Source organism: Brucella sp. (assembly GCF_032066345.1).
GTDB lineage: Bacteria > Pseudomonadota > Alphaproteobacteria > Rhizobiales > Rhizobiaceae > Brucella > Brucella pseudogrignonensis.
The window spans coordinates 64,964-84,050 of the sequence record NZ_DAMBKZ010000006.1 but is presented as its reverse complement, the minus strand read 5'-3'; the positions used below and the strand labels follow the sequence as shown (position 1 = coordinate 84,050).

Sequence of the window (19,087 nt, the reverse complement as noted above, 5' to 3'; positions counted from 1 at the left end):
CAGGAGGGAAGCATGCAGAGAGTTTTCAAGACGATCAATGTCGCGGCACTGGTGTTCATGGCCTTTTCCGGCTCTTCGACACCGGCATGGGCCGAGCCTAAGCCGGTTGCCGTCGGCATGGACCATTATCGCGGGACCTGGCTTGAAATTGGTCGGACACCAATGTGGCTGACCGATGGTTGCGTCGCCGGATATTCGACATACAGGCCGGGCAAGAAATGGGGCGAAATCGCGGTGGAAGACGGATGTCATGTGGACACTCCAAAAGGCCGCTTGAAAACCGTCGAGGGAACGGGCCGTATCCTCGATCTCGGATCGACCAACGCTAAAATGCGGGTTCGCTATCCGCTTCTCATCACGTTCAATTACTGGGTGCTCTACAAGTCGCCGGACAAATCATGGTTCATCAGCGCAAATCCGGGCATGACCGACCTCTGGATTTACGCGCGCAACGTACCGTCCAAGGCGAAACTGAAAACGATGGTGCGCAAGGCGAGCCAACTCGGCTACGACATTCGCAAACTCGAGTTTCCGGCACAACGGTAGCGAAAAAGGTAACGGGAAGAATTGGTTATCTGACCATCCGCTCCTGTCCATAGCTCTGCGGACCCGGTCGTCGATCGCCTCTGCCAGCCGGGACCGGTCTTCCAGTGGCAAATCGGGTACAAAGGCAACCGCCCGTTTCTCGATCGCTTCACGTATGGCCAGATCGGCCATGCAAGCGTCGTGCAAGGCTGCGAATTGCGCATCCCTATCGACGTTAGCTTGTCCCAAAAAAAAGTCGCCGCCGAAGCCTTCGCCTCGCGCCGTTGGCAATGATATCCGACAGGCCCGCCCGTGTCTGGCACAGCGCGGCGCGAAAGGGTGGCTCTGCTCCGGCGGCATTTCGGCGCCCGCCACGAGCAAGGATACCGTATCGATCATCCGATGGCCAAATTTTTGCCAAGTGGCACTTCTGACGACCGATCTGACGAGAAAAAATAGAGGATGATCAGAACGGTGAGGATGAGAGGAGTTCTGTTTATCATATCAATTATCCCCATCATCGACATCGCCGAAGATCGTCGTTGTGTAGCTTTGACTGGACTGGCTGACGAATGCCGTGGCGAGCGTCCCGGTCACCGCACCCGATAGGGCTGCAACGATTTCGATGCCCGCCACCAGGTCCTGAGTTTGCGGCTGAGGGACCGGCTCGATCCCATTGCTCTGTCTGTGGCGCCGTTTTGTATTTTTACTGGCAGCGGATCAGTTTTCCAGACGCCAAGAATGCCATAGAGCTTCCTTTCTGCATCGAAAATGGCCTGCTCCTCTGGTGCCTGCGCAGTGGTCCGGGACGGGTCACGACTGGCGTCTGGCCATCTTCTATCATCTAAAAAGGGAAATCCACGAAGGATTCCATATCGCTGAAAATTGGATTAGATCCAAGTTTGTATTCTTCGGAAAGGTGGTGAATTGGCGACAAATTGCATTCACGAACAAGAAGTTTCGGCAGTGGCTCTACGCGGAATCTCGGGGCCTCGCTCCGCTGATCAAAGCTTACACCAATAAAACATTCATAAAAACGCGACAGAGCTTCACTAGCGCGCGCTGACGACAAAAGCAGTAAGCCGAGCAGTTGGGTAGCGCGTTGGTTTTTCTGATTTCATGTCAAGAACATGAAGTTTGGCACCAAGCCAAGCACACGCCGTTGCCTTCACACAGATGCCAGTCAGAATTTCGTGTATTTTGCAGCCATCCAGATCGCGCGGTTGTTCCTATATCGAGCAACCTCACGTCTTCATGGGAACGGCGAGCGATACATCCTGACACAGTGACCATGCACATGAGGGCGACCACTCGGGAGTCATTATCTGCCTACGAGTTACATACAGATACCGGTTGAATGCGCATATTTATGCGCATATAGTGATCCACCAAAGGAGCATGTCTTATGCCACAACTGGAATCTGCCCGGACCTTAAAGCGCGCAACCAATCTTTCAATCGATAATGAGCTTCTTTCTGAAGCGCGTCGACTTAAGATAAATATTTCGCGTGCAGCCGAGATTGGAATTGCGCAGGCGCTAGCTGCTGCCAAGTCAGCACTTTGGAAAGAAGAAAATCGTCCAGCAATGCAAAGTTCTAATGCTTACGTCGAAGCAAATGGCTTACCTCTTGAACATTATCGACAATTCTAATGCCAAGATATGACGTTTACTCCAATCCGGGTGGCGGCTATGTGCTCGACGTACAGGCTGACCTACTGGATGATCTGAAAACACGTATTGTTATCCCTCTCATTGTTAAAGCGCTGGCCCCAATCCCAGCCAAACGACTCAATCCGGGCTTCGAGATTGAAGGAGAGGAGTATGTGTTAGTTACACAGTTCATGGCGGCAATCCCGGTGTCGGCATTAAAGAACCCAGTAACGAACCTCTCCGATTCGCATGACGAGATCGTATCCGCTCTCGATATGGCGTTTCACGGGTATTGAACGCTACCGCTCAGTTATTTAGCTGGCTGACAACATTGATGACCAGTCAAGATTCTTGATGATTGCCCCTCCTCAACGGCAATATCGCCCGTCTATCTTGGAGATAAGCGGATTGGTGCCCCGTTGATCCCATAAATAAAGTTTGAAGCTTAGCTGGTAGGAATCATGTCTGGCCATTCCCGTGCGCCATGAAGTACGCGGAGGATACGAACAGCCGATTGTGTTACAGCATAAGCCGCGACGTATGGGGTGCCGTTTATCACCAGCTCCCGCGTCCCGGCAATTCTGCCAACCCGACCACTCGCCGGAAAATCAACTAGGCGACGAGCAGCCGCGACTATTCGTTCGTCGACCATGATTGCAGATGAGGGATTCTCCGCCTCAATGAAAGTGAAGATGGCGTCTCGATCTGATAACGCAAATGCAGACCAGGTGAGCTTCAGGACTTGAGCGCCGCTGCTTTAAGGCGCGCTGCCGCCCGCCGTCTTTCGAAATGAGCTGTGACTTCATCATCCGGCACGTCGGGTCGCGTGTCGTGAAGCGCTTCAAGAACCTTGCTGCGAAACCAAGCATCGTGCGCTTCGCTGCCTGATATAAGTTCGAGCGGTAGTGCCCCCTCGTTCGCCGTCCGTGTGAGTAAGATACGAACTACGTCCGACACCGTAAGACCCATACTTTCCAGAACCGCAGAGGCACGATCTCTAACTTCTGCATCAATGCGAGTTTGAACGAGTGCGTTAGAAGCCATAAGTTTCTCCAACTTAAAGCTTAGTTGTAATGCATATGAATTACATAGTCTATAGAAAATTTCTGTGTGCGCCAAGTCACTTCATTTTCCGCCTTGGAGCGATACGATCCACTCGTCCCAATCATTGGCCGACGTACCGATTTCCAGTCAAGAATATTGGCGCCAACCCTTTCCAACTGGAATAGTCCCCTAATTGGCCGGACAGTTTCTGCCACTTAAATAAGTGATAGGACACTGTTCACATTATGACTGGTAATAGCATTAAGATGGAAATTCTTTCCGGCCCTGAGCGGCGTCGACGCTGGAGTACAGCGGAGAAGCTTGCGATTGTCCACGAAACCTACGAGACGGACGCGACGGTCAGTCTGGTCGCCGGTCGCCATGGCATTGCGCCTAACCAGCTGTTCGCGTGGCGCAAACTTGCCTCACAGGGTGCATTGGTTGCAACGGCAACCGAAGAGTAGGTTGTCCCTGCCTCGGAATACCGGGCGTTTCAGGCTCAGGTGAAGGAGTTACAGCGGCCTATGCCCAAGCCGAATGGCTCGGTGTGTCAATACTCGGAGCGGGATTTAGCTTCGTTGCCTTACTGGTATGGGGAACCACGCTTCACTTAGCGATCAAGGCGATAAAGTCAGAATGATATACGCCTGCCACTTTTGGCTCCCCATCCGTGGCGTCCTAGCGTAATCTTGAACTTCAATCTGAGATCGGATGGGGTCACGTTCGCCAGCGATGACGACCCCGCTCTCGTTACGCTTTTGTTTTTAAAGTCAGATACTCACTGCCTTTATGAATGCGTTAGCCTTCCGTCCTCCTTCACATTACGCAAATCCGTTGTCATCTGGAACCATGATTTTGGCCGGCTTTACAATCTTTCCTGTATCCAAATTCTGTGTTTTCGCATTGCGGTACGCGTTGATCTGAGAGAGTGAAACTAACGACCGCGTAAAAAGCTGACAATTAGATCTGACCCAGATGTTGAGACCAATCGTCCGACTTTTGACGAGAGCTAAGAATGCACGAACCGTCAAAAAGGTCCGTGCATCAACTTGAGGGTATTTATTTTGGTGAGTGGAATTTACTTTTTACGGCATGGCATGTCAGTCCCCTCGGCATTGATCGCTGTGCCTTCAGCGGTTTCAATGCCGTAGAGGAGTTTCGAACGCGCTTCGATTGACGCAAGCAGGGCTTCACCAAGGCCTAATGCTCGTTCTGACTGACGCACGCTGTAATCCGTCAGATATCTGGAAGCCAGCTCCGGCTTTTCGGCCTTGTAAAGGATGTCAGCTGTCGCCTGAACTTCAGGAATGTCATCGATCTGTTTAGCTTCGAAGGCTTCAAGGGCTTGTGTAATTTCAGGCATGAATGTTTCTGGGTTTGCGCACGCATGGTACATAATTCGCTTAAACAAACGTCCCGCAAACTGTGTCGCTTCCTGCGACTGATATTCAGCATTTAGGAAGGTGGAGCCTGCATCACGGAAAAGGTATCTGTGAATGCCATACTCAGGGATGACCTTATCGATCCCAATATGATAGGGCACAAACGGCGCGGTAACAGAACCTGTTGGTGCAACCCATAGCAGATTCAAACCTGAATGCGATGTATCACGCAGCTGAGCGACTTCACCGTAACCGGAACGCTCAGTTGATACACGCGGATCACGGACCAGTTTCATCATTTTTTTCAGTGTGACCGGCGCCATATCGTGGAGTTCTTTTTCCACGGTTTCAATTGTCCAGTGCTTTTGACCGGTTCGCATCGGGCGGTCTTGTTCGCTATAGACGGCATGCACGTTAAACGGTTTATCGCCATCACGTTTCCACCAACCCTGCTCGATGGCGAAATCATAAAAATTCGGGGAAGCCAGGTAGTCGTTGTTGCCAGTGATGTCGGCTGGAATATCGCCAATATAGCCAGGATATGAAACGCGCACATCATCTGGACCTAAGCGTTCAGCGACCCATAAGCCTTTGCCGCCTGCGAATTGCAGTACTACCCAACCTTCATTCTTATCGGCAATCAGATGCGAGTTACCGCCGTAGGTGGTATAACCATGCTTATTGATAAGATCGCCGATAATCTCGACGGCTTCACGCGCCGTTTTAGCACGCTCCAAAGCAATACGGGCCAGATCGCTGTATTGTGGACCCGTTTGCGGGTTTGGTGTCATTTCAACCAGTTCGTCGCGTGAGTTCGACCAGATATCCCGTAACGCCACGCCGTGCTCGTTCAAACCGCCATTGGTCAGCGGTGCGGGAAAGCCTTCGAAATCGCTATAATTCATGTTTATGTATTTGAAAGTCTCAGGAACCTGAGGGATTTCAATGAGTTTGCCTGGCATATAGGCCTTGTCAGTTGCTCCTACCGATATTGTCGCACCTTCGGGATGCTTTTTAGCTGGCACAACAGTCAACCAATGCCCCGAAACTTCCTCACCTGTACCACCTATCAATACAGATCCGTCTTCAGTCAGATTTTTTCCAACATAAAAGCCATAGCTCGCAAATGCATTCGAGTATAATGACGATAATATCAATACATTCAAAGATATAATTTTACCAAATTTACCTGTTTTCATCATTTCAACTTTCATTTATCATTTCATTTTGCACATTGATTAAAAACGGTCAGACATTTATGTGCTCGTCACGAGATTATTTATATCGAAATAATTGTGATTATTAAATATTTAATCGACAAAGATCATATGTAACTTATTGAAGCGTTGTCCGGTCTGACTGAGGTGGCTTCTGATTCCGAGAGCAATTACGCGATTTGCCAGTTTTGATTTTTTGTCATGCTGCACACGACAGATGCGCACCGATAACAGTGCCGCCTAGAGCACCATCCAATCGGCGCATGGCCATTAATAAGGATGATACATGAAAATCTAATTTTGAGCTTTCATATGATAGGTCACCTGCTGATACGGTATTTTTATTCCGGCTGCATCAAAGGACGTTTTCACTGATCTGGTCGTGTTGCGAACCACATCCCAATAATTGTTGCTGTCAACCCAATAGCGATAGCACAAAATAATTGCACTATCGCCGAGCTCATCGACGAAAAATGCCGCTTTAGGATCCGCCCGAACGCCCACTTGTGACGAAACAATGTTCTCAATTATTTTGAAAGCGTCATCGATGCTGTCATCGTATCCTATGCTAACCTTGAAGTCGTGCATCCGCGCTTTGAGGCGACTGTAATTGGTAACAGAGGTGTTCCAAAGAGTAGAATTTGGAACCATAATGTATAGGCCGTCGTAAGATTTAAGCTCGGTCGTAAACAGGCCTATCTCTTCAACAGTACCCACCACACTGCCTGCGCTTATAAACTCTCCAACTCGAAACGGCCGAAGAACCAGAAGCATAATGCCAGCTGCAATATTCTGAAGCGTTCCTTGCAAGGCGAGGCCAATGGCGAGACCGATTGCTCCCAGTGCCGCAAGTATTGAGGCGGTCTGGACGCCGAACTGGCCCAGAACCATCACAAGAACAATAGCAAGTATTCCATAGCGGATCACTCCGCCAAAAAATTTTGAGATTGTTTTATCAAGCCCACGGATGTTTGATAGTGACGTTACTGCCCAGCGTTGAAGTGTTCCAGCTAATATCCATCCTGCGCAAAGGATCAAAATTGCACCGAGTGTCGATAGAGAATAGCGCAAAAGCAGATCTGATGTCTGGAACAGAAATTGATTAGTATTTTCAAAGATTTCGGTCGCTTTTTGTTCCATTATTCCTATCTCAATTGCGAGCATTTTGAATTTGGTGGGCCGATCATCACATGTCGGCTGAATGCTCCGGTGCGCTATGGACCAATTGCGTTTCTGGTGTGTGAACCAATGCCAGATAACGCTCAAACTGGACCAGTACATCCGAGATCAATTGTTCTTTCGTCATGCCCATGACATCATAGCCCCGACCGCCGCTTGAAAAATACGTTCTGGCTTCAAAGCGAAATTCCGGTTTTCCCACGGCCATAGTCGAGAAAGCCGGAATCTGGTGTGAGGCGGGCATTATTCCGTAAATGAAGTCACGAACACCCTCTGCAGAGGAGCGCAGCGCTATCGAACCGTTGTCTTCCGACACCACAACCGTGTCGCGTCCACGATTGTTGAGTTCTGACGCAACTTCGGAAAGTGCCTTCATCGCCGGACCTTCGACAAAAGTTAGCACTTCACGTTCGGAAGGCGCATGCAGCATTAACCCCAATCTGCGCTGCCAGGTCAGACCTGCTGCTGGCTGTGCCGTTGGCGCATTTGGAATTCCCGCATGTGCGACTTGCTGGGCAAGATCGGCTCGCATGCCTTTGAAAAGTGACCAAACAAGAACGAGTATGACGATGGAAAACGGAAGTGCACTTGCGATCGTCACCGATTGAAGGGCACCCAATCCACCGGCAACAAGCAGACTGGCAGCCACGATACCTTCAAGCGCGCACCAGAAAACCCGTTGAGCGGTGGTCGTTTCAGTCTCGCCCCCCGCAGCAATAGAATCCACAACCAACGACCCTGAGTCGGAAGATGTAATAAAGAAAATCGCTACCAGGAGGACGGCAAGCGTTGAGGTCAATGTCGTCCAGGGCAGGTATTCAAAGAAATGGAACAGACCAACCGACACGTCAGCAGCTATCTCGGCTCCCAACTTCCCATTGGCGATAGTTGTGTCAATCAGGATCGCAGAGTTTCCAAAAACCGTCATCCAGAAAAATGTGAAGCCAGCTGGAATAAACAAAACAGCTGTAACAAATTCACGTACGGTGCGACCTCTCGAAATACGAGCGATGAACATGCCGACAAAAGGTGACCAGGAAATCCACCAAGCCCAATAGAAAAGTGTCCAGTCATCAATCCATGGTGTGGGCTGGTAGGCATATATATTGAACGTTCTCAGTACTAAGGAATCCAGATAAAGACCGATATTCTGAACAAAATCGCGAAAAAGCTGTGCTGTTGGGCCCACAACGAGGACAAACAGCATAAGCAAAATTGCTATCAGAAGGTTCACTTCTGATAAAATGCGAACGCCTTTATCAAGTCCTGTGACGACGGATATGGTCGCAAGGCCGGTGATAACCAATATCAGCGGAAGCTGAACCTCTAACCCAATGGGAACTCCGGTGAGATAATTCAGCCCGGCATTAATTTGTGAGACGCCAAGTCCAAGAGAGGTTGCAATACCGAACATTGTTCCGACAATCGCAAAAATATCAACAGCGTGACCAACAGGGCCGTTAATCCGTTCCTTCAACAGAGGATAAAGGCCTGATCGGATCGTTAGAGGAAGATTGTAGCGATAGCCAAAATACGCAAGTGACAGACCCACAACCGCATAGATCGCCCACGCGTGAATCCCCCAATGAAAAAAAGTCACAGCCATTGCTTGTCGTGTCGCTTCAATCGAGCGCGGTTCAGCTGTTGGCGGGGCCATGAAATGGGACACTGGCTCGCCAACAGCATAATACATCAATCCGATGCCCATACCGGCAGCAAACAGCATCGCGATCCACGACATAAAGCTAAAGTCTGGAGTAGAGTCATCAGGTCCTAATTTAAGGCGACCATATCGCCCCAAACTAAGCAGCAAAACGCTGGCAAGAAAAATTCCTACGACCAAAAGGTAGAACCAACCAAAATTCAAAAGAATACTGGTTTGCAACGCAGCAAAAATTTCAGCGGCTTGATCTGGAACGATTACACCGACTGCCAAGAATAATCCTATTATAATTATCGAACCAAAAAAAACAGGCGGATTGATAATAAATTTGGCTAGCATTGTCTTTCGCAGAACTGGGACACAGAAGGGGTAAATGTCAACCTAGGATCGGACACAATTTTGTCAATATTATTAGAAAAATTTATAATTATCTATAACTCATACTATCAATTATAATGAAAATAATACCGAAATAAGAAAAAATATTAAAGAGCCAATATTTAATAATAATATTCTTTATATTCGTTGCGTTATTCATCTTTATGGCTATTTAAAATAAATTCCGCCATACGCGCATTATCACAATTCTTTTCTCTTTCCCGCCCCTTAGTGCATTTACTAAGCATAATCTTTCTATGTTCATGGTTGTTGGTGTAATGCTCAACGGGAACTGGTCTAGTAACGAAATAGGCGTTCAGACGACTCATTATCCCCAATAGCACGGTCAGAGCTTTTGGTGATCAAAGGCATAGGGCACAAATCTGAGTATGTGGCACGTGATCTTGTGACCTCAGCCATTGAGAAGCTTGCGGGGCGAGACATAGATTTGAGTTCTGTAGCGAGGCAAGTGGAGCGTCAGATTATAGATAAGGCAAAAAAAGAAAAAGGGCCGATTTGGAACCGGCCCCATTCCGGAAACTATGACGCTGGCAAAATAGCCACATCGCGCATATTGCTTTCCAGTTTCTCAACGGTGCCGATTTTGGTGGCAGCGCCAGTTTCAAGATTTACCGTGTAAACCGTGTTGTCTGCAACGAGATAGGCCGTGTTTTTGCCTTCCGCCATTCCATGAATATCGAACGCGTAAGTCTCCGGGCTCCCCTCGATTTCAAGATTGCCGATTGTTTTCAGCGTTCCGTCATTTGGCTTCGTTTGCTGCACAAGTGTTTTATTGCCAGCATCGATATTAAACATAGCTGTCTTTTCAGGCTTACCGATTGAATTGGTGTAAGCAGCGGCGACAATTTTGCTGTCAGCGCCCTCACCTGTATCACCCTTTTCATATGCCAGCTTACCATCTACCGTGACTTCACCCGTATCCGGATGCACACGATGATTTGTCGTGCCCGTCATAAAACGAAGCCGATCAGCCATTGGATTAAAATCAACAACGACAGCCTGCCCTTCAGCCATTGGCAACATCGTATTCATTTTGGCGATTTCTGTTATCGCTCCACTATCGATATTGATTGCGACGATCCGATGATCCCCGGTAACGCCGACAACAGTCTTATCGACAGGTCGAAAATCAATACCAACCAGATTGTCAACGCCATCGACTTCCATCGTCTTTGTGACTTTGCCGTCATCTGTGTCAAACATCACCAGCGTCTTGTCACCGACAAGGCCAAGCGCAGGTGCGGCTATGCCATGAATAATCGAAACGCCAAAAATTGTGGATGTAGCCAGTACCAGCTGAATAATATGCATCATTGTCCTCCATTGTTTCGTTGTTCGAAGCTGCCGTTAGGGTCGTAGATTTCGGCGCCTCTGATTATCAGACACATGCGACCACCAGTTTGGATGCAGTGGAGAAAAATAAAATTCCAATGCATCTGTTTGCCTGTTTCCTGCGTATAGAAATCAAGGTTAAATTAGCTGACGGATGAGGAGATGAGTGGAATGGGCGGGCAAACGGATGAGCTAGCAAAGGCTATTGCTGCCTGCGTGCGGCGTGATCGGTCAGGACTCCGAGCTATCTTTGATCAGGAATCGGGACGATTGCTGGCCGTTGCCCACCGCATTCTGCGCCGCCGCGAACTTGCGGAAGAGGTTTTGCAGGAAGCGCTCATTCGCATCTGGACCCATGCCCATCAATATGCGCCCGATCAGGGCTCTGCCAAAGGGTGGATTTATGCGATTGTGCGTAATCGCGCTTTGAATGTGTTGCGCGACGGAAAACGTGAGCAGACAGTGGATGATGTCGACGCTTTAAGCGAAGCCGAACACTCAAATGACATTTTGACAGCTTGGCATCAACTTGATCAAACAAGCCAGCTAAGAGAATGTCTTGATGCTCTAGACAAAGACAAGCGAGATGGCATTCTTATGGCTTACGTCGGTGGCTACACGCATGGTGAAATTGCTGGGCGATTACAAATACCTTTGGGCACCGCAAAATCCTGGGTAAGACGAGGTCTGAGCGCATTGCGGGCATGTATGACATGATAAAATCATTTGATAATACGCCGGAACTTGCTGACGAATATGTGCTCGGTCTGCTTAATCCGGACGAAGTCCTTCAGCTCGAAGCCGAAATTATCGGCAATGACGAGCTGAGGCAGGACGTTGCCCGCAGCCGTGAGCGATTTTTGGCGCTCGATTCATCCGCTACGCCGATGCGCGTCGATGAACACGTCTGGGAAACTGTTGAAAATCAGCTTTCGGATAGGCCTGCCCCGGCAATAACACCTGTCAAAAATGCCAACGATAACAAGCCTGGTGTTAATGGATGGCGACTTGCAGCACTCTCGGCATCGGCTGCATCAATCCTTCTTGCTATTGGTCTTGGATGGTCGCTTACAAGAACCATTGAACCGGTTGTGATCGCTGTTTTGCTGGATGATACTGGAAACGTTCAGGCTATCGTTGAAGATTTCGGCAATGAAAATGCGCGCGTCCGCCTGTTAAACGATGTCGAAATTCCATCGGGCAAAACCATTCAGGTCTGGACGCTTCCTTCTCAAGACATGGGTCCTGTCTCAATGGGTCTTCTTGAAGGCGCGCATTCAGCTCAGTTGAAGGGGCCAGATTTGCCTCTGCCGCGTGGTGAGCAGCTTTATGAGCTTACATTAGAGCCTGCGGGTGGTTCGCCTACGGGACGTCCGACAGGACCAGTTCTGTCAAAAGGTTACGCAAAAACACCGTTGTAAACGCAATCGCATTATTAGTAATTCGTTCAACCACCTGCAAAAGAATCTAATGCTCACCTTTGATGGATATCACGCATTTATCCAGACGCCATTTGTCGCCAAGGCGTAAGGTACGGCGACGTAGGTGTTAGCATGGGCCTGCCCGAAAATCGCAGTCCATTGGTAAACTGTCTTATTTTTGATGAAGATATCGCGATAAGCCAGCCCATCTTCGACGATGCGAAAACTCAGTGGAAAGCGGTATACAACCACACCGCTTCTACAATTATCGCGATGGATAACAATAGCGACGCTAAATCCAAGAGCGAGGCTGAGGCAGCACACGTTATCGTTTCTGATGTTTACACTTAGGTTAGCCCAAAAGCCCCGTCCAAAAGGCCCTAGATAAACATCCACCAAGACGATTTTGAATAAAGATCAAGGTCATGCTTTCAAGACCGCTCACCCTCAGTGATCGAGACCTCGCATTCATCTGTCATCGGCTCAACAATACGCCGCGCAAATGTTTGGGGTACAAAACGCCCGCAGAAGTCTTTCGGCAGAAAATCTTCGCAAACAGACATCGTTTTGCGTAAACTCAAACGGCAAAAGTCGCGCTTCAGCCTGACCTCACAGGATCATAAGTGGAAAATTCCAGTTCTGAATGGCCTAATTTAACGGGAGCACGTCACGGGTTATCGTGATGAGCTTCTGAGTAAAACAAGTGATGAAATTCTAACCACTTCTCGTAGTCTGGTGACCCGCGTGTTAGATTTCGTAGATCCACATCCTGCGGTTTGTCGAGTTCATTAATTAAAGAAATACTGCCAAACCGAGTCTCTTTGATAAGCTGCCAGCCCTGCCGGCGTTTTGTTTAGTCGGGAAGCGTTATTCTTATCCTTTCATAGCCCTTCTGCCCCGAATCTCTGGGTAAAGGTGGTAAATCTTCTGAAATGGAATTTTTGAACCACCACTCTTCAGATAGATAGAGTGCGGTAGGATGAAGTTTGTTTAATCTGTAATGCATCATAACGATCTTTCGATTTGTAAATCTATTTCTGTAAATCAACTGAAGCGGTTTATACGGATACCATTTTCATTGTTCAGAGCATGAGCTGGCGTGAATTATCCATCAAACTTTCGTACCCAATCTCTTAATTATTGAATGGTTATAACACGCGCACCTCGATTTTTGGTGTTACGTTCCGTGAAAGAGCAGACCTCAAATATTAAGAACTATCCAGTTAATTTTCGGCATTACTGATCAGAATTGACATACGTACAAGATCGGCAAGAGAAGAAGCCTGCATTTTCTGCATGACGTTCGCTCGACGGACTTTGACTGTTATTTCTTTGATGTCGAGAAGTGCAGCAATCTGCTTGTTTAAAAGTCCTTGAACAACAAGCGCTAAGACATCTCGTTCGCCGGTCGTGAGGTTCATCCAGCGGGTGTGAATTTCCAATCGCGTGCCCTCACTTTGTAAGCGTTTTCTATCGCCATCTATTGCGCGATAGACCGCATCCAGCAAGTCGTGGTCACGAAATGGCTTTGGCAAGAAATCGGCCGCTCCATCCTTGATCGCCTTCACTCCCATGGCAATATCACCATGCCCTGTAATGAAGATTACCGGTATAGTGATACCAAGACCTGCCATTTGTGCAAAAAAATCTGTGCCCGTTTGACCAGGCATTCGCACATCAAGAACGAGGCAGGAGGGACCGGGCTGGCGTTCATGATCAAGAAAACTACGAACCGACGCAAAGCTCATCGCCTTCATGCCGATGGACGCAAATAAATCATCAAGCCCGCGCCGAACGGAAAGATCATCATCAATGATATAGACGATAGCTTCCCCCTCATGTTTTACGGTCATGATCAGCCTTTCCTGCCGCTGGTATCTCCACAAAGAAGGTTATGCCGTTAGAACCTGCACCGTTCGCTCCATACGGTTCATTCCAGATACGGCCGCCATTCGCCTCTATTATCGAGCGGCTGATGGTAAGCCCTAACCCAAAGCCGCCGTCCTTAGTCGTCCAGAAAGCGTCGAATAAACGCTCTCGCGCTAAACTCGTCAGCCCTGGCCCGGTATCGGCAATAGTAAATCGCAAACCTGTATTTTCGTCGGAAGAAGACGAAATCAATAGAAATTGTTCCCCTTGCTCGATCTGCGCAATTGCCTCGATGCTGTTCAAAATCAGGTTCCCAAAAACTTGCTGTACCTGAACCCGATCCGCAAATGCTGGAGGCAGAGTTGTGGGAAGGTCGAGTTCGAAAAGAATATCATTGCGATATAGTTCCGGTGCCGCCAGATCAACCATCTCACGGATAGCCATATTAAAATCGAAGCTGCTGGCCTTTGGTTTCTCTCCTTTGGAAAGACGTCGAACACGGTCTAGTATCTCGCTCGCACGATGTGAATCCGCAGATATGCGCTCCAATGCGGCCTGAGCACGAACTACATTAGGCGGATCTTGTGCCAGCCAACGCTGGCCAGCCCCAGCACTCGTTTCAATTGCGACCAGTGGCTGACTAACCTCATGGGTGATCGAGCCTGTCAACTGACCAAGGGTCGTTAGGCGCGCAAGGCGAAGCAAGCGCTCTCGGGTCTCATGCGCCTCCTCTTCGGCGTCCACCAGTTTAAGTCCGAGATAGGCGGTACATGCGATAGCGACGATACTGATCAATGTATTGATCAATCCAACATCATAGGAGCCTGAGCGGGTAAGGAAGAAACTGCCTATGGTTAAGACAATACAGCCTGCTGCCACACCAATAACGGTCCTATGTGAAAACATTCGTGCTGAAACCAGAACTACCGCCGTATAAAAGACGGCGGCTGCAATGGCATAGTCTGTAACCGTATCGAAAATGAATATCGCCGTACTGACAATCGCAAGACCGAGAGAGGTAACAAGCGTCTGGGGAGACATTCGGCGATAGGTTTTCTTTCGCATCCAATATTTCCCTTTCAGCCTGCTCAAATGTGGCTTGCTCAAGCATTATAGTCCTGATGGTAGCCTTTGCCTCAGGCGGGCGCAGACGCAGCGAAGTCGCTGGCTTGCGTGTAGAACAGCTTGTCAAACAGCCCCCCGTCACCGATGAGGACGGCTCTCCCCTCCCCTCGCTCGGCATCCATCTCGGTCGCACCAAAACCAGTGGGGCCGGTCACGATGAAACTGTCTATCTGACCGGCCGACCCATCGAAGCCCTGACCCGCTGGCTGGAAGCAGCCAGGATCGACAAGGGCAGCGTGTTTCGAAAAGTTGATCGCTGGGGCAATGTGTCGGCTCGCGCACTTGAACCGAGCGCCGTCAACCGGATCGTCAAACAGCGCGCGCAAATGGCAGGGCTGGATGCCACAGAATTCTCCGCCCACGGCCTGCGCTCTGGCTATCTCACCGAAGCCGCCAATCGTGGCATTCCGCTGCCCGAAGCCATGGAACAATCGCGCCATCGCTCCGTGCAGCAAGCCTCCGATTATTATAACAATGCCAAGCGGCGCAGCGGGCGGGCGTCGCGGCTATTGAGCTGATCGCTCGTCGTTCCACCTCTCCACATCTTTGCTGTTCTCGACAATGTGATACGGCATCTGCCGTATTGAAGTCGTTGCATTGCAGAGCTAGACGCGATGATGATATATAAGCCCCATCGCTGTGGGGCAGCGTTTTGGGGGCATTGATGGGACGGCAACCTACACTAACCAATTCTCCGCTTGCACTTTGTTCAAAGCGTCGGCGAAACTTAATGTGGCTCTCGACCGTTGCGGTCTGCACTTCGCTCAACTTGCAATCTTCGGTTCACGCCGAAACCTGGGTCAACAATGGCACTTATCTTTGGGGGGAAGCCACTAACTGGCAAGAAGGGACTGTTCCCAATGCGCCAGGAGCAGTTGCGACGTTCATAGGAAATAATTGGCAAGGCTATTACAGCTACCTTAACGGGCAGCAATTCACGGTCGGCGAACTCAATATTTCTGGGTCGTAAAATGGAGGGTTTCTCTTCCAACATGGTACATTGGTACTATCCGATCCTGATGGAAGTGCCGCTATCCATGTTAGCACCAGCAACCCTTATACAGATTTCGGTGAATATTATCCCACTACAGTCGAACTCGCTTCCACTACCTTAATCGATACATCTGATGCGGATGTCGAAACCCTGCGTCATCTCGTCAATGAAGGCACGGACCACAACACCGTGCGCGCCGAGTTCAGATCTGGCCTATCGCGAAGCATGGCCCATGGCCGAAACTGGCAGCCCCTGCCCCACCCGACGCCCTGTTGCAGAAATTCGATGACCATCATCTCTGGCGACCTTAGGCAGCAGGAGATCGAACCCAATCATGGCAGGCCTACCAATGTTGAAGAAGAATTGCGTAAACTTGGGTTCTTGCGGGTATCCGGACCGCACGCATCAGCTTCCACGCCGCCTGGCCTACTGATCAACAAAGGCTCGATGGTGCGGACTGAAGGGCACCTTTTCCTCACCAGCAATCAAATCCGCCATCCGTCTTGCCGTACGCGCCATCAATCAACCGCCAAGTCGCAAGAGTGCGAACGCCATCACCAGCGCTATTCTTACTAATCCCTTGGCGAACTGTTCTGATAAAACCTGACCGGCATTCGAGGCCGGCAGCGCTGACGATGGCATTTGCCTACGGTGGTCGTGGTTGCACCAAAATAGCAAGTATTCGAACAGAAGAAATTGTCGAGCAGGCACCTGTCACCGTGGAAGACGGCTCCGCCTCCACCAGCTCGGCATTCACCTCGGTTTCACCAAAACGAGCGGGGGTCGATTACGATGATACCGTAACCTGACCGGGAGGCACGTTGAAGCAACTACGCGCTGGCTTGAAGCGGCAACGATTGAAAATAGCAGCGTGTTTGGCAGAATTGATCGCTGGGGAATGTATCCACACGGGCGTAAGAACCAATTGCCATGAATGCGATCGTCAAAAAGCGCGCACACATCGCGGGCATTGACGCAAATAAGTTTCGGCACATGGTCTGCGTGCTGGCGACCGAAGCCGCCAATCGCGACATTCCCGGCCGTAAGCCATGGAGTAATCCCGCCACTGCTCCGTTCAACAGGCTTCCTATTACAATAACAGTGCCAAACGGCGTAGCGGACGGGCATCGCGAAAACTAGAGGTTAGCAACCCTGGTTGTGCCGTCACAGCACCCGGGTGCAGGTCCGCAAATTTTCCAACAGCGCTTAGGAACAAATTTTTGAACTCATAAGAGAAGGACTCTTACTGACATCAATTGTGTAACAGAGTTTATCTCACCAAATAACCGGTCCTGGCCAAACTGAGAGGTGCGGTTACATTCAATCCTCTCGAACGAGACGAGGCATTTCAATAGGTACTAGCCAAGGGCGACCAATCGAGGGGCACTACCCTCTCTATAGGAGCCTCAACTAAGGATAATTCTAGAGGCTGCGGCAATTTACAGGCAACTCCGCGGCGTCATCGATTTTTGTCAGCCGTACTTTTTGCAATAAAACCTATTTTTTTCAATTATTTACTAGAATTGACCAAATATGGGCGAGCCGCCCGGCACGCTTTGGCGGCTCAAGGAAGCCTATCCGTATTATTGTGTGTCATGCATGACAGTTCGTTAAATCGGACAGGACAATTTGCGGACAGTTTTACAGATGAGCCTTAGCTGGGTTTAGGCGGAACAAGCGAGCACAATCAACAATCTCCCTTAGCTTTCCTATTGAGGGCTTAAAACGGCGATCGGTCACCGGCGCTGCGCGTTTATCTCTCGAGAACAAAGATTGCTTGACCAACAAACGGATTCTTTACGTCAGGGAAGCGCCAGGCGCAGAGAGGTAGCGGACGTCAGCACTAAAAATAGCGCGACTTTTATCAAGGCAGTTGTAGCAGTTTTAAAGCCAACGAGACTTCGCGCGCAGAAGAAGCGATAGACATTATTTGATAGAAAGCGATTGTCGGGTGAGCGTTAATCTTTCATTAACCTTAAACTCCTTGCAGAGCGGGCAGAATCGGAATTATAGTTGCGAAAATATGAATGCCGGGCGCTTTTTTGCGAAAGTGTCATAAGCAAGGACATTAGTTCTAAAAATGAACGAACACAATGCGAACCGTTTCGACCACGAAATTGCCAGTCAGGGCGCCAAGATTTCCGGTGCGCTCAACATGTTGCGCACGCAACAATATCCGCCTGACGCACGGAAAACCCTGCGTCGCTTTCAGCTTCCGGAGGTCGCCGATCTGATTGGCGTCACGCAATCGCATTTGCGGCAGTTGCACAGCGAAGGCAAAGGTCCCGAAATCGAGGTGGTTTCCGGTCGTCGGTACTATAGCGCAGAGCAGATGCTGGAATTGCGCTCCTATCTTGAAGAAAACAAGAAATCCGACAAGAGGATCTATCTGCCGCGCCGCAAGGCCAACGAGCCGCTGCAGATTCTTTCTGTGGTCAATTTCAAGGGCGGTTCCGGCAAGACAACGACATCGGCACATCTCGCGCAATATCTCGCCTTGACCGGGCACCGGGTGCTGGCGATTGATCTCGATCCGCAGGCTTCGCTCACATCGCTTTTCGGGATCCAGCCGGAGCTCGACAAAATCGCCTCGCTTTATGAAGCCTTGCGTTTTGACGAGGAAAGGAAGCCGATCGCCGATGTGGTGCAGTCAACCAACATTCCCAATCTGGATATCATTCCGGCAAACTTGCTGCTCCAGGAATATGAATATGACGTTCCGCTTGCCATCTCTGGACGAAAGGGCGAGGAGGGGCGCCTGTTTCACCTTCGGATCGTCAATGCGCTCAAGGAAATCGAAGACAACTACGATGTTGTAGTCATCGATTGCCCCCCCCAGCTCGGCTATCTCACAATTACCGCTCTGATGGCATCGACCGGCATCCTCATCACCATCCATCCGCAAATGCTCGATATCATGTCGATGTCGCAGTTCTTGCAGATGCTCGGCGGTATTATGACCTCGGTTGCAGACGCCGGCGCTGAAATCAGGGTCAAATGGTTTCGCTATCTCATTACCAGATTTGAACCCACAGACATCCCGCAGGCGCAGATGGTTGGTTTCATGCAATCGATGTTTGCTCAGAACATGTTGCGGAACCACGTTCTCAAGTCGACAGCGATTTCAGACGCGTCGATCAAGAAGCAGACCCTTTATGAGGTCGAGAAGGGTGATTTTGTGCGGTCGACCTATGAACGCGCAATGGAAAGCCTCAATGCCTCCAACGGTGAGGTCGCAGAACTCATCCATCAAACCTGGGGACGGAAATGATGAATTTGTCAGCCG

At 49.7% G+C, this 19,087-nt stretch carries 19 protein-coding genes and 3 pseudogenes; 13 read left to right on the top strand and 9 right to left on the bottom strand.

The window, feature by feature from the left end; translation table 11 throughout:
• Positions 1-12: 12 nt before the first annotated feature.
• A complete protein-coding gene (locus RT142_RS09745; RefSeq protein ID WP_007881562.1) occupies positions 13-546 on the top strand; it encodes a lipocalin family protein in 534 nt (177 codons plus the stop codon).
• Positions 547-1,029: 483 nt separating this feature from the next.
• Here RT142_RS09745 and RT142_RS09740 read toward each other — a convergent pair whose 3' ends face one another.
• Positions 1,030-1,161 (bottom strand): hypothetical protein, encoded by a 132-nt coding sequence (locus tag RT142_RS09740; RefSeq protein WP_257737028.1) that lies wholly within the window; start codon positions 1,159-1,161, stop codon positions 1,030-1,032.
• Between the two features lie 769 nt (positions 1,162-1,930).
• Between RT142_RS09740 and RT142_RS09735 the strand changes: the two genes are divergently transcribed.
• Both RT142_RS09735 and RT142_RS09730 read left to right on the top strand, forming a co-directional pair.
• The gene (locus RT142_RS09735) at positions 1,931-2,176 is read left to right on the top strand and encodes a type II toxin-antitoxin system CcdA family antitoxin (protein ID WP_007881564.1); all 246 of its coding nucleotides are present in this window, start codon (positions 1,931-1,933) and stop codon (positions 2,174-2,176) included.
• The gene (locus RT142_RS09730; RefSeq protein ID WP_007881565.1) at positions 2,176-2,472 is read left to right on the top strand and encodes a CcdB family protein; all 297 of its coding nucleotides are present in this window, start codon (positions 2,176-2,178) and stop codon (positions 2,470-2,472) included. Before RT142_RS09735 ends, RT142_RS09730 begins: the two co-directional genes overlap by 1 nt.
• A gap of 149 nt (positions 2,473-2,621) precedes the next feature.
• Here RT142_RS09730 and RT142_RS09725 read toward each other — a convergent pair whose 3' ends face one another.
• Together RT142_RS09725 and RT142_RS09720 are read right to left on the bottom strand one after the other, a co-directional pair.
• Positions 2,622-2,915, bottom strand: a complete 294-nt coding sequence (locus tag RT142_RS09725; RefSeq protein WP_105520198.1) for a type II toxin-antitoxin system RelE/ParE family toxin — start codon at positions 2,913-2,915, stop codon at positions 2,622-2,624.
• Entirely contained in the window at positions 2,912-3,220 is a 309-nt protein-coding gene (locus RT142_RS09720; RefSeq protein WP_064322969.1) for a type II toxin-antitoxin system RelB/DinJ family antitoxin, read from the bottom strand. The genes RT142_RS09725 and RT142_RS09720 overlap by 4 nt, the downstream gene beginning before the upstream one ends.
• Positions 3,221-3,465: 245 nt before the next feature.
• Between RT142_RS09720 and RT142_RS09715 the strand changes: the two are divergent.
• Positions 3,466-3,753: pseudogene (locus RT142_RS09715) on the top strand (transposase); the annotation flags it as partial.
• A gap of 545 nt (positions 3,754-4,298) precedes the next feature.
• Here RT142_RS09715 and RT142_RS09710 read toward each other — a convergent pair.
• From RT142_RS09710 to RT142_RS09695, 4 genes are all read right to left on the bottom strand, one after another.
• Positions 4,299-5,816 carry a C69 family dipeptidase gene (locus RT142_RS09710; protein ID WP_007880965.1) on the bottom strand — a complete coding sequence of 506 codons (1,518 nt, stop codon included), beginning with the start codon at positions 5,814-5,816 and terminating at the stop codon, positions 4,299-4,301.
• Positions 5,817-6,113: 297 nt separating this feature from the next.
• The gene (locus tag RT142_RS09705; RefSeq protein WP_105520197.1) at positions 6,114-6,959 is read right to left on the bottom strand and encodes a mechanosensitive ion channel family protein; all 846 of its coding nucleotides are present in this window, start codon (positions 6,957-6,959) and stop codon (positions 6,114-6,116) included.
• Between the two features lie 46 nt (positions 6,960-7,005).
• Positions 7,006-9,000 carry a BCCT family transporter gene (locus RT142_RS09700; protein ID WP_064322966.1) on the bottom strand — a complete coding sequence of 665 codons (1,995 nt, stop codon included), beginning with the start codon at positions 8,998-9,000 and terminating at the stop codon, positions 7,006-7,008.
• A 579-nt stretch (positions 9,001-9,579) separates the two neighbouring features.
• Complete coding sequence (locus RT142_RS09695) at positions 9,580-10,371, bottom strand: DUF4394 domain-containing protein (protein WP_064322965.1); 792 nt, start codon at positions 10,369-10,371, stop codon at positions 9,580-9,582.
• Positions 10,372-10,563: 192 nt separating this feature from the next.
• Between RT142_RS09695 and RT142_RS09690 the strand changes: the two genes are divergently transcribed.
• From RT142_RS09690 to RT142_RS09675, 4 genes and pseudogenes are all read left to right on the top strand, one after another.
• The gene (locus RT142_RS09690; protein ID WP_007880975.1) at positions 10,564-11,109 is read left to right on the top strand and encodes a sigma-70 family RNA polymerase sigma factor; all 546 of its coding nucleotides are present in this window, start codon (positions 10,564-10,566) and stop codon (positions 11,107-11,109) included.
• Positions 11,097-11,813, top strand: coding sequence for an anti-sigma factor domain-containing protein (locus RT142_RS09685; protein ID WP_171380352.1), 717 nt, complete (start codon positions 11,097-11,099; stop codon positions 11,811-11,813). Before RT142_RS09690 ends, RT142_RS09685 begins: the two co-directional genes overlap by 13 nt.
• Before the next feature lie 132 nt (positions 11,814-11,945).
• Positions 11,946-12,164 carry a hypothetical protein gene (locus RT142_RS09680; RefSeq protein WP_064322963.1) on the top strand — a complete coding sequence of 73 codons (219 nt, stop codon included), beginning with the start codon at positions 11,946-11,948 and terminating at the stop codon, positions 12,162-12,164.
• 62 nt (positions 12,165-12,226) lie between these two features.
• Positions 12,227-12,388 (top strand): annotated as a pseudogene (locus RT142_RS09675) (IS30 family transposase); the annotation flags it as partial.
• A gap of 648 nt (positions 12,389-13,036) precedes the next feature.
• On the opposite strand, the gene RT142_RS09670 reads toward RT142_RS09675, so the two are convergent.
• Both RT142_RS09670 and RT142_RS09665 read right to left on the bottom strand, forming a co-directional pair.
• A complete protein-coding gene (locus RT142_RS09670; RefSeq protein WP_064322962.1) occupies positions 13,037-13,666 on the bottom strand; it encodes a response regulator transcription factor in 630 nt (209 codons plus the stop codon).
• Positions 13,650-14,747, bottom strand: coding sequence for a sensor histidine kinase (locus RT142_RS09665; protein WP_171380353.1), 1,098 nt, complete (start codon positions 14,745-14,747; stop codon positions 13,650-13,652). Before RT142_RS09665 ends, RT142_RS09670 begins: the two co-directional genes overlap by 17 nt.
• Before the next feature lie 50 nt (positions 14,748-14,797).
• On the opposite strand from RT142_RS09665, the pseudogene RT142_RS09660 reads away from it, so the two are divergent.
• The 5 genes and pseudogenes from RT142_RS09660 to repA form a co-directional block, all read left to right on the top strand.
• A pseudogene (locus RT142_RS09660) lies at positions 14,798-15,325 on the top strand (tyrosine-type recombinase/integrase); the annotation flags it as partial.
• A gap of 212 nt (positions 15,326-15,537) precedes the next feature.
• Positions 15,538-15,777: a hypothetical protein gene (locus RT142_RS09655; RefSeq protein WP_171380354.1), complete on the top strand. Its 240-nt coding sequence runs from the start codon at positions 15,538-15,540 to the stop codon at positions 15,775-15,777.
• A 309-nt stretch (positions 15,778-16,086) separates the two neighbouring features.
• Positions 16,087-16,377, top strand: a complete 291-nt coding sequence (locus RT142_RS09650) for a hypothetical protein (RefSeq protein WP_313028452.1) — start codon at positions 16,087-16,089, stop codon at positions 16,375-16,377.
• Positions 16,378-16,731: 354 nt separating this feature from the next.
• On the top strand, positions 16,732-16,941 hold the full coding sequence (locus RT142_RS09645; RefSeq protein WP_171380356.1) for a hypothetical protein: 210 nt from the start codon (positions 16,732-16,734) through the stop codon (positions 16,939-16,941).
• 940 nt (positions 16,942-17,881) lie between these two features.
• Positions 17,882-19,072: a plasmid partitioning protein RepA gene (gene repA / locus RT142_RS09640; RefSeq protein ID WP_105520459.1), complete on the top strand. Its 1,191-nt coding sequence runs from the start codon at positions 17,882-17,884 to the stop codon at positions 19,070-19,072.
• The last annotated feature ends 15 nt before the right edge of the window (positions 19,073-19,087 follow it).